At 61.7% G+C, this 15,458-nt stretch carries 14 protein-coding genes; 11 read left to right on the plus strand and 3 right to left on the minus strand.

The genetic code is table 11. The features are described 5' to 3' along the window. Positions 1–58 precede the first annotated feature (58 nt). Together AC13DA_RS09325 and AC13DA_RS09330 are read right to left on the minus strand one after the other, a co-directional pair. Positions 59–1,336, minus strand: a complete 1,278-nt coding sequence (locus AC13DA_RS09325; protein WP_000610830.1) for an ISL3 family transposase — start codon at positions 1,334–1,336, stop codon at positions 59–61. 12 nt (positions 1,337–1,348) lie between these two features. Then, positions 1,349–2,383 carry a permease gene (locus tag AC13DA_RS09330; RefSeq protein ID WP_023660029.1) on the minus strand — a complete coding sequence of 345 codons (1,035 nt, stop codon included), beginning with the start codon at positions 2,381–2,383 and terminating at the stop codon, positions 1,349–1,351. Positions 2,384–2,494: 111 nt separating this feature from the next. On the opposite strand from AC13DA_RS09330, the gene AC13DA_RS09335 reads away from it, so the two are divergent. Further along, entirely contained in the window at positions 2,495–2,809 is a 315-nt protein-coding gene (locus tag AC13DA_RS09335; RefSeq protein WP_068435097.1) for an ArsR/SmtB family transcription factor, read from the plus strand. Between the two features lie 264 nt (positions 2,810–3,073). On the opposite strand, the gene AC13DA_RS09340 is transcribed toward AC13DA_RS09335, so the two are convergent. Then, entirely contained in the window at positions 3,074–3,679 is a 606-nt protein-coding gene (locus tag AC13DA_RS09340; RefSeq protein WP_023660028.1) for a TetR/AcrR family transcriptional regulator, read from the minus strand. 141 nt (positions 3,680–3,820) lie between these two features. Between AC13DA_RS09340 and AC13DA_RS09345 the strand changes: the two genes are divergently transcribed. From AC13DA_RS09345 to AC13DA_RS09390, 10 genes are all read left to right on the plus strand, one after another. Continuing rightward, the gene (locus AC13DA_RS09345) at positions 3,821–5,023 is read left to right on the plus strand and encodes an efflux RND transporter periplasmic adaptor subunit (RefSeq protein ID WP_008294933.1); all 1,203 of its coding nucleotides are present in this window, start codon (positions 3,821–3,823) and stop codon (positions 5,021–5,023) included. 19 nt (positions 5,024–5,042) lie between these two features. Continuing rightward, positions 5,043–8,210 carry an efflux RND transporter permease subunit gene (locus tag AC13DA_RS09350; RefSeq protein ID WP_284450824.1) on the plus strand — a complete coding sequence of 1,056 codons (3,168 nt, stop codon included), beginning with the start codon at positions 5,043–5,045 and terminating at the stop codon, positions 8,208–8,210. Between the two features lie 64 nt (positions 8,211–8,274). Continuing rightward, positions 8,275–9,804, plus strand: coding sequence for an efflux transporter outer membrane subunit (locus AC13DA_RS09355; protein WP_284450825.1), 1,530 nt, complete (start codon positions 8,275–8,277; stop codon positions 9,802–9,804). 14 nt (positions 9,805–9,818) lie between these two features. After that, on the plus strand, positions 9,819–10,763 hold the full coding sequence (locus tag AC13DA_RS09360; RefSeq protein ID WP_004350822.1) for a LysR family transcriptional regulator: 945 nt from the start codon (positions 9,819–9,821) through the stop codon (positions 10,761–10,763). After that, positions 10,760–11,020, plus strand: coding sequence for an EexN family lipoprotein (locus tag AC13DA_RS09365; RefSeq protein WP_004350821.1), 261 nt, complete (start codon positions 10,760–10,762; stop codon positions 11,018–11,020). Before AC13DA_RS09360 ends, AC13DA_RS09365 begins: the two co-directional genes overlap by 4 nt. Before the next feature lie 236 nt (positions 11,021–11,256). Beyond that, the gene (locus AC13DA_RS09370) at positions 11,257–13,254 is read left to right on the plus strand and encodes a conjugal transfer protein TraG (RefSeq protein WP_008294936.1); all 1,998 of its coding nucleotides are present in this window, start codon (positions 11,257–11,259) and stop codon (positions 13,252–13,254) included. After that, positions 13,251–13,739, plus strand: a complete 489-nt coding sequence (locus AC13DA_RS09375; protein ID WP_008294937.1) for a ribbon-helix-helix protein, CopG family — start codon at positions 13,251–13,253, stop codon at positions 13,737–13,739. The genes AC13DA_RS09370 and AC13DA_RS09375 overlap by 4 nt, the downstream gene beginning before the upstream one ends. Beyond that, positions 13,736–14,806 (plus strand): P-type conjugative transfer ATPase TrbB, encoded by a 1,071-nt coding sequence (trbB, locus tag AC13DA_RS09380; protein ID WP_008294938.1) that lies wholly within the window; start codon positions 13,736–13,738, stop codon positions 14,804–14,806. The genes AC13DA_RS09375 and trbB overlap by 4 nt, the downstream gene beginning before the upstream one ends. Continuing rightward, positions 14,803–15,189: a TrbC/VirB2 family type IV secretion system protein gene (locus tag AC13DA_RS09385; protein ID WP_022960600.1), complete on the plus strand. Its 387-nt coding sequence runs from the start codon at positions 14,803–14,805 to the stop codon at positions 15,187–15,189. Before trbB ends, AC13DA_RS09385 begins: the two co-directional genes overlap by 4 nt. Beyond that, entirely contained in the window at positions 15,186–15,455 is a 270-nt protein-coding gene (locus AC13DA_RS09390) for a VirB3 family type IV secretion system protein (protein WP_003462917.1), read from the plus strand. Before AC13DA_RS09385 ends, AC13DA_RS09390 begins: the two co-directional genes overlap by 4 nt. The last annotated feature ends 3 nt before the right edge of the window (positions 15,456–15,458 follow it).

The raw sequence follows: 15,458 nt of genomic DNA on the forward strand, positions 1-15,458 counted from the left end.
GGGTATACGGATTTAATGGTTGATGGGGCACCTTCACCCCATCAATCTGATACCACCCTCAGATGGTTGATAGATCGACTCCGTAGTTGAGTTCCTCTGCGAAGTCCGGCAGTCCGTAACCGATGGTTTTCTTGTAGAAAGGAGAGACCTTCGCAGTCGGTGCCTTCTTCTTGTGCTTCGTGGTGTAGAGCATTCGTGCCCGCATCACCTCGAAGGAGTAACCGCGCCCTTCACGGTTCTTGTCCTTGGCCAGTCGGTTGATGGACTCCGTGTAAGCGTTGGTGACGGGCATGTCCGTCTCGAAGTAGGTCATGGTCTCTTCGCGCCAGTTTCCCACTGCCCTGACCAGATCGCTCCAGACTTCCTTTTGGCCCTTCGGGATGGTGGCTATCCACTCGTCCAGGGCGGCTTCTGCCTGGAGCCGTGTGGTGGCGTCCCAGATGCCGTAGAAGCGCTCCTTGTGCTCGTAGGCGGCCAGCAGTTGCGGGAACGCGCCTGTCCAGGTCTCCATGATGAGGCGCTCCCGGTCTGAGACTTCGTGAGCGCGTTTCAGCAGGATTTTCCGGTCTCCCTTGAGAGTCCGGCTCTGGGACGGTTTCAGCTCCTTTCTGAGGCCCTTGCGCACTCTCTCTAGGGCATCGTTGGCCATGCGCACCACATGGAACTTATCGACCACGATACGGGCCTGGGGCAGCACAGCCTTGACCGCTGCCCGGTAGGGGTTCCACATGTCCATGCTGACGATCTCGACCTTCTGCCGGTCTTTCAGCTTCATCAGGTAGTTGGTCACCACGTCCTGGCGGCGGGTGGCCAGCAGGTCGAGCAGGGTTCGCTCCTCAATGTTGGTCAGAATGCAGCGGTAGCGCTTGTTCAGGTATAGCTCGTCAATGCCCAGGATGCGGGGCGTCTCGAAGCGGTGCCAGCGCCCCAGGAACTCGGCGCGGGCGTTGAAGATGTCGCGCACCGTCTTCTCGTCCAGGCCGGTCTGTGCCGCCACAAAGGTGTAGGGGTGGTTGAAGGATTCCTTCTCCACGTACTCATGCAGCCGCAGTGTCATACGGAATCCGTCCACCATCTCCGGTAGCTGGGGCCTGAATGTTGTCTTGCAGGCCCGGCAGGTGTATCGGCGGCGGACCACCCAGAGAGTGACCCGCTTGCCGTGGATGGGCAGATCACGATAGGGAACGTCACGCTTGCCGAACCGCACGAACTCACCCTGCACGCCGCACCCCTCGCAGGCTACTGGTGTAGGTGCTTCAAGCCGAAAATGTATGTCTTCATTCTGCTCATCAGAATCCACCAACTGGTACCCAGGAAGGCTTAACGAATTAATCATCTCCCGCCTTGATCAGAAAAACAGGTAGGTGGCGTAACCGGCAATCATCGCCATAGCAAAAATGACTGCTAAAAACGCCGCTAAAAGCTTCAGCGTGAACAAAGAGCGCAACAGAATGAGCTCAGTCAGGCTGGCTCCGGCACTGCCGATGATCAACGCTAGCACCGTCCCGGCACCCACGCCTTTGGCCATCAGAGCCGCTGCCAGAGGTATGACGGCTTCAGCGCGAATATACAACGGCACGCCGATGACAGCGGCAACTGGAATGGCAAAGGGATTATCTGGGCCTGCATACTGCTCCAATAAGTCAGTGGGCATGAAACCATAGATCACGCTGCCAATCGCAATACCGATGAGCAGGTAAGGCAACACATCGATAAAGTCCGACCAAGCTTCCCGCCACACACCACTGTACTTCCCTTCTTTCTTAACCGTGACAGTGGGTTGACTGTCACAGCATTCGCTAGACGTAGAGACTGTTGTCTTCCTATCAGCCCCGCAAGAAGCCGTCTTCGGAGTGGTGTCGCAGCTGTTGGTGCCGCAACTCGATGCGGTCGATGTAGCACTGCACGGGCTTGCTGATGAACTACATCCACTGCTCTCTTGTGTCGCCGTCCGGCGCACATAACGCTCGAAGCCAAGCGTGTGAAGCAGCCATCCGGCACCTACCGCGACCACCAAAGCGGCGAGCACATAGATAGCAGTAAGTGTCCATCCAAACGTGGCAACCAGCAGGCCGACGACGATAGGATTCAGCAACGGAGATGAGAAAAGAAACACCATCATCGGCCCAAAACCGGCCCGTGCCCGAATCAACCCTTTCAACATGGGGATAGTCGAGCAACTACAGAAGGGCGTTATAGCTCCTAAACCAGCAGCAAGAAAATAGCCTCGCTTCCCACTGGAAGTCAGTAACGCTTCCACCTTGGATGGTGGGATGTGACGTTGAAGAACTCCGACCAGCAAGCTAATGCCAATGAATAAAACCGATAGCTCGATAGCGAGAAAGGCGAACATGCCTAGAGCGTCTTGGAGTTGAGGTGACATTCAATATTACTCCTATATTTCTAGTATTGTCGAAATGATGTACGCAGCTTACTTGCGTTTATCCGACCTGTCAACTATAATTCTAGAAACATCGAATTATTGGGGCGTGCTATGGATCACGAAAAGGTTGCAGCCAGCTTAGCTGAGCTAGGGAATAGTCACCGACTGTCCGTGTTCCGCTTTCTGGTCAAAGCTGGCCATGATGGGGCTTCGGTCGGAGATATCCAGAAGGGGCTGGGTATTCCTGCTTCGACGCTATCACATCACCTTGCGCGCATGGCCAAGGTAGGGCTGATCCGGCAGGAGAAACATAGCCGCACGATTGTCTGTATACCCGAGTATGGGCACCTAGAGAATTTGATCGGTTTCTTACTAGAGGAATGTTGTGCAGGTGTCCGGATTGCGCATGAACCAGAACCGCTTTGACGCTTGCCCAGCTCTCGCTGTCCTCCCTAGTCAGCATCGCTATGAAGACTCAGGCGAAGGTGGAAACAGAAAATTGGCAGTAGAGTAGGCTGAAGAGGATCAATCAGATAATCCGCTGAGAAAGATTTTCTTCTTTACATCTTTGGCATTTTATCAACCAGAAATTCCGGATACCCGATTTTTGAAAGGGTTCATGGTCAAAATCCAAATAGGTGAATGGTCAGGGTCAAAGAGTCCGGCCTGCCGGTCGGCACCTTTGGGCTGTTACGGCTGCGCGGGAGAGGTGTCCCGCCGCAAGCCCGCCACCAGTACAAGAAATCCCTGCACGGCTTTTTCGGAAGCGGCGCGTGGGTCGTCTGCGCTGGCGATCCACAGCGATGCGCCCAGCAGCGCCCCGCTTATCAGGTGGGCCGTCGCCAGGGGATCGACGGGGCGTATGACTGCCTCCTCGATCAACTTCTGGAGGCTGCGGCGCGTATTCACGATGCACACGTTCTGGCAGGGCCACTGGGAGGGATCGCCCAGAACCGCTGGCCCGTCCAGCAGGACGATCCGCTGGACTTCGGGCTCGACGGCCATCTTGATGTAGCCAATGCACTCCTGAACGAAGCCGTCCCAGGTGGACTCCGCCTCCTCGACGATGACGGCCAGTCGGCCAGATATCTCTGCATCAATCTGGGCGATGACCGCCTCCAGCAGCCCTTTCTTTCCACCGAAGTGGTGATAGAGCGCTCCGCGCGTCAGTCCGGCTTGGGCCGTCAGCTCATCCATTGAACTGTCCGCATACCCCACGGTTGCGAACGCAGCGCGGGCGGCACTGATGAGCTTGGCCCGCGTTTCCTCAATCATCTCTGCACGCTTTTGTGCCATTAGGTCGTCCTCCGATTTTTCACATACGAAGTGTATGTAAATGATTGACATACGTTGCGTATGAGTGGATGATAAATGGCATACGTCACGTATGTCAAATTTTATCAACCGGGTTTCGCCATCCCTTGGAGACTGAAAACAATGAGCACATTGCCTTACCTTGCGGTCCTGCCTTCCTGGCGCCGCGCCTTGCCGTTAGCTGCGGCGAGCTTGCTGGCGCTGTCCCTAGCTGGCTGCAATAGCGACGCCGCCGACGCGGTCGCCGCCCCTCCACCCACGGTCAGCGTGGCACCTGTGTCGGTGCGCAAGATCGTCCTATGGGATGAGTTCAATGGCCGCGTCGAGGCGGTGGAAAGCGTTGCGCTGCGGCCACGTGTGAGTGGCTACATCGACAGGGTCAATTACGAAGAGGGCCAGATCGTCAAACGTGGCGACGTGCTGTTCGAGATTGACGCTCGCAGTTACCGTGCTGCTCTGGCTCGCGCGGAAGCAGACTTGGCCCGCGCCCGCACGCAGGCCGCACTGGCACGTAGCGAAGCGGCCCGTGCTCAAAAGCTGGCTTCGTTGCAAGCAGCCTCCACCGAGGAGTTGGAGCAGCGCCACGCCGCCGCCGATCAGGCCCAAGCCAACGTGCAGTTCGCCCAAGCCGCAGTCGAGACCGCCAAGTTGGATCTGTCGTTCACCCAGGTACGTTCGCCCATCACAGGCCGCGCCGGACGTGCACTGGTCACGGCAGGCAACTTGGTGAGTGCTGACGGCCAGGCCAGCATCCTGACCACCGTAGTCTCGCTGAACCCGGTGCACGTGCATTTTGATAGCGACGAGCGTACCTATCTGCGCTACGCCCACATGGCTCGCAACGGAGAGCGCCCCGACCAGCGCAGCGAAAGTATCCCGGTGCAGGTGGGCCTGGTCGGCGAGAACGGCTATCCACACGCCGGAAACGTGGACTTCGTGGACAACCGTGTCGATGCGGCCACCGGCACCATCCGCGCACGCGCCACCCTGGTCAATCCCGACGGCCTGCTTACGCCGGGCCTCTATGCCCGAGTGCGCCTGCCGGGTAGCGGCAGTTTCGAGGCCATGCTGATCGACGACAAGGCCATCCTGACCGACCAGAGCCGCAAGTACGTGTATGTGATCGATGAGAACAACACCGCCCAGCGCCGCGACATCACGCTGGGACGCAAGGCCGAAGGCCTGCGCATCGTCGAGGAAGGTCTAAATCCCGGCGACCGCGTGATCGTCAACGGCATCCAGAAGGTTTCTGTCGGCATGCCAGTGACGGCCCAGGACATTGAAATGGCGCCTGCAGGCCGACAAATCGCCCAGGCGAGCGAATGAGCGCGGAGAGCCAGCCATCATGAACTTTGCCCGCTTTTTCGTGGACAGGCCGATTTTTGCGGCCGTGCTGTCCATCATCATTTTCGTGGTTGGGTTGATCGCGATCCCGCTCTTGCCCGTCAGCGAGTACCCGGAAGTCGTGCCACCCACCGTACAGGTTCGCGCCACGTATCCTGGCGCAAATCCGCGCGAAATCGCCGACACGGTAGCCGCACCACTGGAGGCATCCATCACCGGCGTGGAAAACATGCTCTACATGAAGTCCGTGGCCAGTAGTGATGGCGTGTTGTTGCTGACCGTCACCTTCCGTCCTGGCACCGATCCCGACGACGCCCAGGTCAAGGTACAGAACCGTGTCGCCCAGGCAAATCCGCGTCTTCCCGAAGCGGTGCGCCAGCAAGGTGTGGTGACCGTCAAACAGTTCCCCAACGAAACGCTGGTCGTGCAGTTGCGCTCGCCGGACGATCGCTATGACGAGCTGTACCTGCGCAACTATGCCGTGCTCCATGTACGCGACGAGTTGTCACGCATCCAGGGGGTGGGCGATGCCAAGATCATCGGCTCTGGCGACTACGCCATGCGCTTATGGCTGGACCCCGACAAAATTGCGGCGCTGGGTATGACCGCCGGCGATGTGGTCGAAGCCGTGCGCGAACAGAACGTCCAGGTCTCGGCCGGTCAACTAGGTGCGCCGCCCAACCCCTCGGGAAGCGACTTCCTCCTGTCCATCAATGCGCAGGGCCGGCTGGTGACGGAAGAAGAGTTCGGCGACGTCATCGTCAAGACCGGATCGCAGGGTCAGGTCACCCGGCTGCGAGATGTGGCGCGCGTGGAAATGGACGCATCCAGCTACTCGCTGATGTCGTTGCTCAACAACAAGCCTGCTGTCGCGATCCCTGTCTTTCAAGCCCCGGGCGCCAATGCCATCGAAGTCTCGGATCAAGTCCGCGCGAAGATGGACGAGTTGGCCAAGCGCTTTCCCGAGGGAGTGGAATGGTCGGTGGAGTATGACTCAACTGTCTTCGTGCGTCAGTCGATCAAGGCGGTCGTCAACACTCTGCTGGAAGCCATCGGACTGGTGGTGCTGGTGGTGATCTTGTTCCTTCAGACTTGGCGTGCCTCCATCATCCCACTGCTAGCCGTGCCGGTGTCGGTGGTAGGCACCTTCGCCGTGCTGCTGATGCTGGGCTTTTCCATCAATACGCTCACGCTTTTTGGACTCGTGCTTGCCATCGGGATCGTGGTGGACGACGCGATCGTGGTGGTGGAAAACGTCGAGCGCAACATCGCCGAAGGGCTGGCGCCGCTGGCTGCGGCCCATCAGGCCATGCGCGAAGTCAGTGGCCCCATCGTCGCCATCTCGCTGGTGCTGTGCTCGGTATTCGTGCCTATGGCATTCCTGTCCGGCGTGACAGGGCAGTTCTACAAACAGTTCGCCGTCACCATTGCGATCTCCACGGTAATTTCGGCCATCAACTCGCTGACGCTGTCGCCTGCGCTGGCCGCGCGCCTGCTTCGCCCGCATGGTGCCGCGCCAGACCTGCCCACGCGGGTGCTGGATCGCAGTCTGGGCTGGATACTCCGGCCGTTCAACCGTTTCTTCCTGCGCAGCGCGGATGGCTATGGAAACAGCGTGTCGCGCATCCTCGGGCGGCGTGGTGCGGTGTTTCTCGTCTACATCGCGCTACTGGTGGCGACGGGAGCTGTGTTCAAGGCCGTCCCTGGCGGATTCATCCCCATGCAGGACAAGCAGTATCTCCTCGGTGTCATCCAGCTACCCGAGGGTGCATCCCTGGAGCGCACGGAAGCGCTGGTCCGCCGTGTGAGCGACATCGCGCTCAAGACCGATGGCGTCTACAACGCCATCGAGTTCCCGGGCATGAACGCCTTGCAGTTGACCAACACGTCCAATAGCGGCCTAGTGTATTTCGTACTCAAGCCCATCAATGAGCGCAAGCACACTGCAACCGAGATTGCGGAACAGTTGAACGAGCGCTTCGCTCAGGAGCAGGACGGTCTGGCCTTTGCCATCATGCCGCCCCCTGTCATGGGGCTGGGCGCGGGTTCCGGGTTCTCTCTTTACGTGCAGGATCGCAACCGTGAGGGCTATGCCGCATTGCAGACGGCGACCACCGAGCTGGCGACGGCCATCTCGCAAGAACCGGGATTCCAATATCCGATCAGTTCCTATCAGGCCAATGTGCCGCAGCTTGACGCCGTAGTGGACCGCACCAAGGCGAAGGCACAGGGCGTGGCCGTGACCGATCTTTTCGATACGCTGCAAGTGTACCTGGGTTCGGCGTATGTCAACGACTTCACGCGCTTTGGCCGCACCTTCCGGGTGATGGCTCAGGCGGACGCACCGTTCCGCAGTTCTGTCGAGGACGTGGTCAAACTGCGCACCCGCAACGCCAATGGCGACATGGTGCCCATCGGCAGCATGGTGGACGTGCGCAAGACATTCGGCCCCGATCCCGTCATCCGCTTCAACGGCTATCCATCTGCCGACCTGATTGGTGAGTTTGATCCGCGTCTGGTGTCGTCATCGCAGGCATTGCAGCAAGTGCAATCCATTGCAGACAAGGTGCTGCCGCCAGGCATGCAACTGGAGTGGACCGACCTCAGCTACCAGCAGGTCACGCAAAGCAATACCGCGCTGGTGGTGTTCCCGCTGGCGGTACTGTTGGTCTTCCTGGTGCTGGCGGCACTGTACGAAAGCTGGACGTTGCCGCTGGCCGTCATCCTGATCGTGCCCATGAGCCTGTTGTCGGCCATGACGGGCGTGTGGCTCGCGGGTGGTGACAGCAACATTTTCGTGCAGATTGGCTTGATAGTGCTGATTGGTCTGGCCTCCAAGAATGCCATTCTGATCGTGGAGTTCGCCCGTGAACTTGAGCGCAAGGGGCACAGCATCCTCGATGCCGCGCTGGAGGCATCACGCCTTCGTCTGCGCCCGATCATCATGACTTCCATCGCCTTCATCGGTGGCGTGGTGCCGCTGATGGTCGGTTCCGGCGCAGGCGCGGAGATTCGCCAGGTTATGGGAATGACTGTGTTCGCCGGCATGCTCGGCGTGACCTTGTTCGGTTTATTCCTGACTCCTGTTTTCTACGTCGCGTTACGCAGGCTCGCGACGCGCAAGCCACGTCGCCAGGCAAATGTCGCCATGGAGGCCACCCATGACTGACTCCACAAGGACTGATTCCGTCATGCTTCAAACGCCATCCCGCATCCGACCATGCCTACGTCGGATGCCACATCTGGTACTGCTCCCTTTGGTGGCGTTGACGCTGGCAGCTTGCGCAGTAGGGCCGAATTACAAGGCACCTGCCGCGCCCCAGGCAGTGACGTATGCCCGCCAAGACCCCGTTGCCGTGTCCCAGCTTGTACCGGAGGCCGATGCGCAATTCTGGCGGGAACTGGATGACCCGGTGCTGCACTCTTTGGTGGAGAATGCTCTTCACGCCAATCACGACATCCGCATAGCACTGTCGCGCTACGAGCAAGCCAGCGCACTGTCGCGCGAACGTCGCCAAGACTACTATCCGACGCTGGGCGCGTCCGGTGAAATCAGTACCCAGCGCGCCAGTGCTGCACAAGCACCGGATGCGTCCCGCTCCGACCGGGATAACGATCTGCATTCGGCTAGCCTATCCGTGATCTGGGAATTGGACTTCTTTGGCCGAGTGCGGCGCAGCGTGGAATCGCAGCGCGCCGAGACCGAGGCCAGCGCAGCCGACCTGGCGGGCGTACAAGTGGCTATGGTGGCCGAGTTGACCGACGCCTATTTCCGCTTGCGCGGCTTGCAAGTGCAATTACAGGTCGCGCGGGACAACGAAATCAACCAAGCCGAAACGCTGCGGCTGATCGAGGTCTTGTTCGAGAACGGCCGGGGCACGTCGTTCGATGCCGACCGCGCCCGCACGCAATTGGCGCTGACACGCTCGCGCATTCCGCCGCTTGAAGCTGAGGCTGCTGTGGCCGCCCACCGCATTGCCGTGCTCACTGGCCGCACGCCTGCGGCGATGGCCGAAGTGCTGGATCACCCCGCAGCCTTGCCTGAGCTGCCCGCCCAGATCAACGCCGGTGCACCGGGCGATCTACTGCGTCGCCGTCCCGATGTGGCTGCGGCAGAACGTAGGCTGGCTGCGGCCACTGCGCGTATCGGCGTAGCCATGGCAGACCTGTTCCCTCGCTTTACGTTGGGAGGGCTGATCGGCACGCAGGCGTTGGGCTTTGGTTCGTTGTTCGAGCGTGATAGTGAAACGCGAATGATCTCGCTCGGTGTGGGTGGTTCCTTCCTAGACGTGGGCCGGGTGCGGTCGCGCATCGCGGCGGCCAATTCAGCCACTGCCGAAAACTTGGCGGTATACGAGCGCACGGTGCTGCGCGCCATGGAAGAAACCGAGAACGCGCTGGTACGCCTATCGCGCGCGCAGACCGAGTACGCCATGCTGGTACAGGCGACCGAGGCCAGCCGCCGGGCAGCCAAGACGGCTCGCCTGCAATTTGAGGGCGGCGCCATCCATGTTTTGGATGTGCTGGAGGCCGAACGTTCACGCTTGGAGTCCGAAGACTTGCTGGCACAAAGCGCCACCCGCAGGGCGACGGCGTTGGTGGCGGTCTACAAGACGCTGGCCGGCGGCTGGTCACACGCCTTGCCCGGACCGCAGGGCGAGGCAGTCGCGCAGCGCCACAAAAGCGGCGACAGGCCTGAACTGGATGAACTCGGTGAGATGAGCGGCTACAACGCTGCGACTCTCAAACGGCCTTTGTACTGACAACAGGAGGCGAAATGGAGATTCGACACTTACGCTGCTTTCTCGCTGTCGCCGAAGAACTACATTTCGCCCGCGCGGCGGAGAGGCTGCACATCGAGCAGTCACCGCTGTCGCGCACTATCAAGGAGCTGGAGGAGAGCCTGGGCGAACAGTTGTTCATTCGTACCAGCCGCAGCACGCGGCTGACACGGGCGGGCAAGCTGTTTCTGGAGCATGTGCCGCGCATCTTCACCGCCTTGCAGCAGGCGCGCGATAGCGTGAATGCAGCCACCAACGGCTTCCACGGTCAGTTGCGTATCGCACTGTCCGACGGCATCACGCCCTCGCGCCTGCCGTCCTTGCTGGCGCTGTGTCGGCAGGAAGAACCCGAAGTCGAGATTCGCCTGTTCGAGGTACCCTTGTCGCAGCAGATCAAGGGACTGCATGACGACCTTTACGACGTGGGCTTTGCCCAGTCCGATGAAGTTGGAGAAGGCATCACTGCCGAAGCCGTTTGGAGCGATGCGCTGATGGTGGCGGTTCCTGCACGTCATCCGCTTTTGAAGCACAAGCGCATCCCGCTGGAAGAAGTGCTGCGCTATCCGCTGGTGTTGTGCGATCCGCACGTATGCGAAGGCCATGCTCGCCAAGTCGAGCGCGTACTGCGCCGGATAGATATGGAGCCGCTGATTGCCGAACGTGTGGCTTCGTGCGATTTGATGATGGCGTTAGTGTCGGCGGGCTTTGCGCTGGGCCTAGCCGGAGCGCCGCATATCGCAGGCAGCCGTGAGCCTGGGATTGTGGCTCGGCCGCTGGCGGGTCGCTCACCCATGCTGACCACTTATGTGCTGCACCGGGAAGGTGGATCCTCGGACGTGCTGTCACGCTTTATCGAGCGTGTGCAGGCCATCGAATCGCCGGACGGCATCAGAGCCACGCCCCCCCTTGAACCCGATTCCCAAGAGGAAGTCGAGTCATGACCATGAAGCAGATCGCCCCATTCCTGTTGGTCGCCGCGCTGTCCGCTTGCGGCCAGTCCGAAACACCGAAACAGGCAACCAATGTACCGACCGTGGAAGAGCTGGTCGCAGATCCTGCGCGCCTGAGGGAGCTGCGCCGCCAGTGCAAGACCGAACGCCCGACGATGGGAGACGTGCTGTGCAACCGGGTGGCCGAGGCGACGAACAAGCGCTTCTTTGGCTATGGAAACACGCCCTACACGCCGCCGAAGTTCTGATTGTTGGCTTTCTGCCGCGAATCTTGATTTTTCTTTCTCGACACGCCGCCGCGCGCTCACGCCTGCGGCGTTTTTACTGGTTTCGCCTCTGCATGACACCATGCTTTTTGCATCACCTTGCTGCCGATAACGGTCTTTGACCGGCACTGAACCGGCACCGATCCTGACGCCTGCGGCACGCCTTTGTGCCGCGTTTTCCACGGGGAATCAGCGCAGGAGAAATCGGAGGCCAGGGTATGCAAGCTCAGGGCGTGTTGTTCGGGCAGATCGCCGCCGTCTTCGGCATCGTGATCGCCGGTGTGTGGGGTGCCACGCAATGGACCGCCGCCGCCTTGGGCTACCAGCTACGCCTGGGCGCGCCCTGGTTCGACTTCCACGGCACGCCGGTCTATTACCCGTGGAAGCTGTTCGAGTGGTGGTTCTTCTTCGACGCCTACGCGCCGCAGGTGTTCGACACCGGCGGCATGATCGCGGCGAGCAGCGGCCTGCTGGCCGTGGTGGTCGCCATCGCCATGTCGGTGTGGCGCTCGCGCCAGGCGCGCAAAGTGACGACCTATGGCTCGGCCCGCTGGGCCGATGTCGCCGACATTCGCAAGGCCGGGCTGACGCAGCCCGCCGGCGTCTTTCTCGGCCAGCATGACGGCCACTACCTGCGGCACGAAGGGCCGGAACACGTCCTGACCTTTGCGCCCACGCGCTCGGGCAAGGGTGTGGGCCTGGTGGTGCCGACGCTGCTGTCCTGGCCGGCATCCGCCGTCATCCACGACATCAAGGGCGAGAACTGGCAGATCACCGCTGGCTGGCGCAGTCGATTTAGCCACTGCCTGCTGTTCAACCCGACCGATGCCAGTTCGGCGGCCTACAACCCGTTGCTGGAAGTGAGGCGCGGCGCGCACGAGGTGCGCGACGTGCAGAACATCGCCGATATCCTGGTCGATCCCGAAGGGGCGCTGGAGAAGCGCAACCACTGGGAGAAGACCAGTCATGCGCTGCTGGTCGGCGCGATCCTGCATGTGCTCTACGCGGGAGAGGACAAGACGCTGCGCGGCGTGGCGAACTTCCTCAGTGACCCGGCTTGCCCGTTCGAGCTGACGCTGCATCGGATGATGACCACGCGGCATCTTGGAGATGTACCGCATCCCGTTGTCGCGTCCGCCGCCCGCGAAGTGCTCAACAAGTCGGACAACGAGCGTTCCGGCGTGTTGAGCACCGCCATGTCGTTCCTCGGCCTGTACCGTGATCCGACCGTGGCCGCAGTCACGTCGCGCTGCGACTGGCGCATCGCCGATCTGATCGCGTCTGCATCCCCTGTGTCGTTGTATCTGGTGGTGCCGCCTTCGGACATCAGCCGCACCAAGCCGCTGATCCGGTTGATCCTCAACCAGATCGGGCGACGGCTCACCGAGTCGCTCGATGGCAGCGACGGCATTGAGCGCCGCCACAAGCTGTTGCTGATGCTCGACGAGTTCTCGGCTCTGGGGCGCCTGGACTTCTTCGAGACGGCGCTGGCCTTCATGGCCGGCTACGGCATCCGCAGTTTCCTGATCGCGCAGTCGCTCAACCAGATCGACAAGGCGTATGGGCAGAACCATTCGATTCTGGACAACTGCCATGTGCGCGTGACCTTCGCCACGAATGACGAACGCACGGCGAAACGGATCTCCGAAACGCTGGGCACGGCTACCGAACTGCGTGCGCAGCGGAACTACGCAGGCCATCGACTTGCGCCGTGGCTCGGCCACCTGATGGTGTCCCGCCAAGAGACGGCGCGGCCGCTACTGACGCCCGGCGAAGTCATGCAGCTTGCGCCAGACGAATCAGTGGTGATGGTGTCCAGCGTCGCGCCGATCAAGGCCAAGAAGTTGCGCTACTACGCTGATGCCAATTTCAAGCAGCGGGTACTGCCGCCGCCTGCGCTAACGGCAGGCCGCTATGCCGATGTGCCGCCTGCACGTCCCGATGACTGGAGCGGTTTGGCGATCCCGGCCGTGCCTGCGGCACAGGCCACGGCATCTGCCGATGACCTGGGTGGCTCCGACGACGGCGGCCCCCGCCGTCAGCCCGAGCTGTCCGAAACCGTCGCCTACGACCCCGAACCCGATTACACGCCCAGCGACTTGGCGCTGCTCGATGACGACGACATGCCCCCGCTGCTTCCCGGCCAGTTCGACCCCGCCCTGCAACGCACGGCGCGGCTGGCATCTCTCGACCCCAACGACGGAATCGACATATGAGCCAATACCGATTGAACCTGTTCATCCAGCACGAGCACGCCAAGCGTCTGGACGAGCTGGCCGCGAAGAAAGGCGTGTCAAAGTCCAGCATCGTCGCCGCTGCCTTGGCGTCCTGGCTGTCACCCGATGCCGGCGACCAGCGTGAGGCCGCCATCGCCAAACGACTGGATCGCCTGTCGCGGCAGGCCGAGCGCCTGGAGCGTGACCAGAACATCCAGATCGAGACGCTGGCGCTATTCGTCCGCTACTACCTGACCGTCAGCACGCCGGTGCCGGAGGCCCATCAGGATGCGGCTCGCGCGCAGGGCAAGGCGCGCTTCGAGCAGTTCGTCGAACAGTTAGGCCGCCACCTGCTGCGTGGCCGCAGCCTGGTACGGGACGTGGTGGAAGAACTGCATCCCCAGGATCGTGAGTTCGAGATGCGCATGGATGACGCGGCCGCGATGGCCGCCGCCCATGAACGCACTGCGGAGCGTGCGTCATGAGTGCCGTTCCTCAAATCCCGCCCGAACCGCGCTCATCCGCTGCAGCATCCCAGGATCGCCGCATCCAGATGCTGCGCACGGCGATGGGGCCGGTGATCGCCGCTGCGCTGGAAGACCCGGACGTGGTGGAAGTGATGCTCAACCCCGACCGGACATTGTGGGTGGATCGGCTGTCGTCTGGCCGTGCGCCGCTCGGCGTCGAACTGCCCGAAGCCGATGGCGAACGCATCATCCGCCTGGTCGCCGCCCATGTCGGTGCGGAGGTGCATCGCGGCCAACCGCTCTTGACCGCCGAACTGCCTGAAACCGGCGAACGCTTCGAGGGCATCCTGCCGCCCGCCGCACCCGGCCCGGCCTTTGCGCTGCGCAAGCGTGCCGTGAGCATCATCGGTCTGGATCGCTATGTGGCTGATGGCATCCTGACCACTGGGCAGGCCGAGTTTCTGCGTCATGCCGTGCGCGAGCGGCACAACATCCTGATCGCCGGAGGCACCAGCACCGGCAAGACCACGCTGGCCAATGCCTTGCTGGCCGAGATCGCCGCCACCGGCGACCGCGTGCTGGTGCTCGAAGACACCATCGAACTGCAATGCGCGGCCCGCGACCATGTGCCGCTGCGCACCCGCGCCGGCGTCGTGTCCATGACCGAGCTGGTGCGGGCCACGATGCGCCTGCGGCCCGACCGCGTGATCGTCGGCGAAGTGCGCGGCGGCGAAGCGCTGGATCTGGTGAAGGTCTGGGGCACCGGCCACCCCGGCGGCATCGCCACCATTCATGCCGGCTCCGCGTTGGGCGCGCTGCTGCGCCTGGAGCAACTGATCCTCGAAGTGGCGGTGAATCCGCCCCGCGCCCTGATCGCCGAGGCGGTCAATGTCGTGATCCACATCGCAGGCCGCGGCCGCAAGCGCCACGTCGAAACCATTTCCCGCGTCGTCGGTTTCGACGGCGCGGGCTACCGCCTGGCGGATTCGCTGGAAGCGACGCTTCCCGAGCTGCCGCCGGTTCCTCTTACAGCCGCTGCCGCTACGCCTTCCTCGATCCCTGAACAACCTGGAGAACTGCCATGACGCACGTTGATGCTTTCCGTCTTTCTGTAAACCCGCTTTCCCCGCTGCCCATGCTGGCGCGTTTGCATCGCCTGGCCCGACCCGCAGGACAAGGGTTGCTGCTCGCGGTGTTGATGCTGTTGCTGGCGGGCACGGCGCAGGCCGCCGGTTCCTCAATGCCGTGGGAAGGCCCGCTGCAATCCATTCTCGAATCCATCCAGGGGCCGGTAGCCCGCATCGTCGCGGTGATCATCATCATCGCCACCGGCCTGGCGTTGGCCTTCGGCGATACCAGTGGCGGCTTTCGCAAGCTGATCCAGATCGTCTTCGGCCTGTCCATCGCCTTCGCGGCTTCGAGCTTCTTCCTGTCGTTCTTCAGCTTCTCCGGCGGGGCCGTCGTATGAGCACGGCCACCGATCTTCCGGGCTTTGAAGTGCCGCTGCATCGCTCGCTGACCGAGCCGATCCTGCTGGGCGGTGCGCCGCGCACCGTGGCGATTGCCAACGGCACGCTGGCCGCCGCCGTCGGGCTGGGCCTGCAACTGTGGATTCCCGGCGTGGTGCTCTGGATCGCCGGCCATTCGCTGGCGGTCTGGGGCGCGCGCGTCGATCCGCAGTTCATGCAGGTCTTCGCCCGGCACATCAAGCACAAGCCGCTGCTGGACGCATAGGGG

The organism is Methylophaga sp. F-2, from assembly GCF_056859315.1.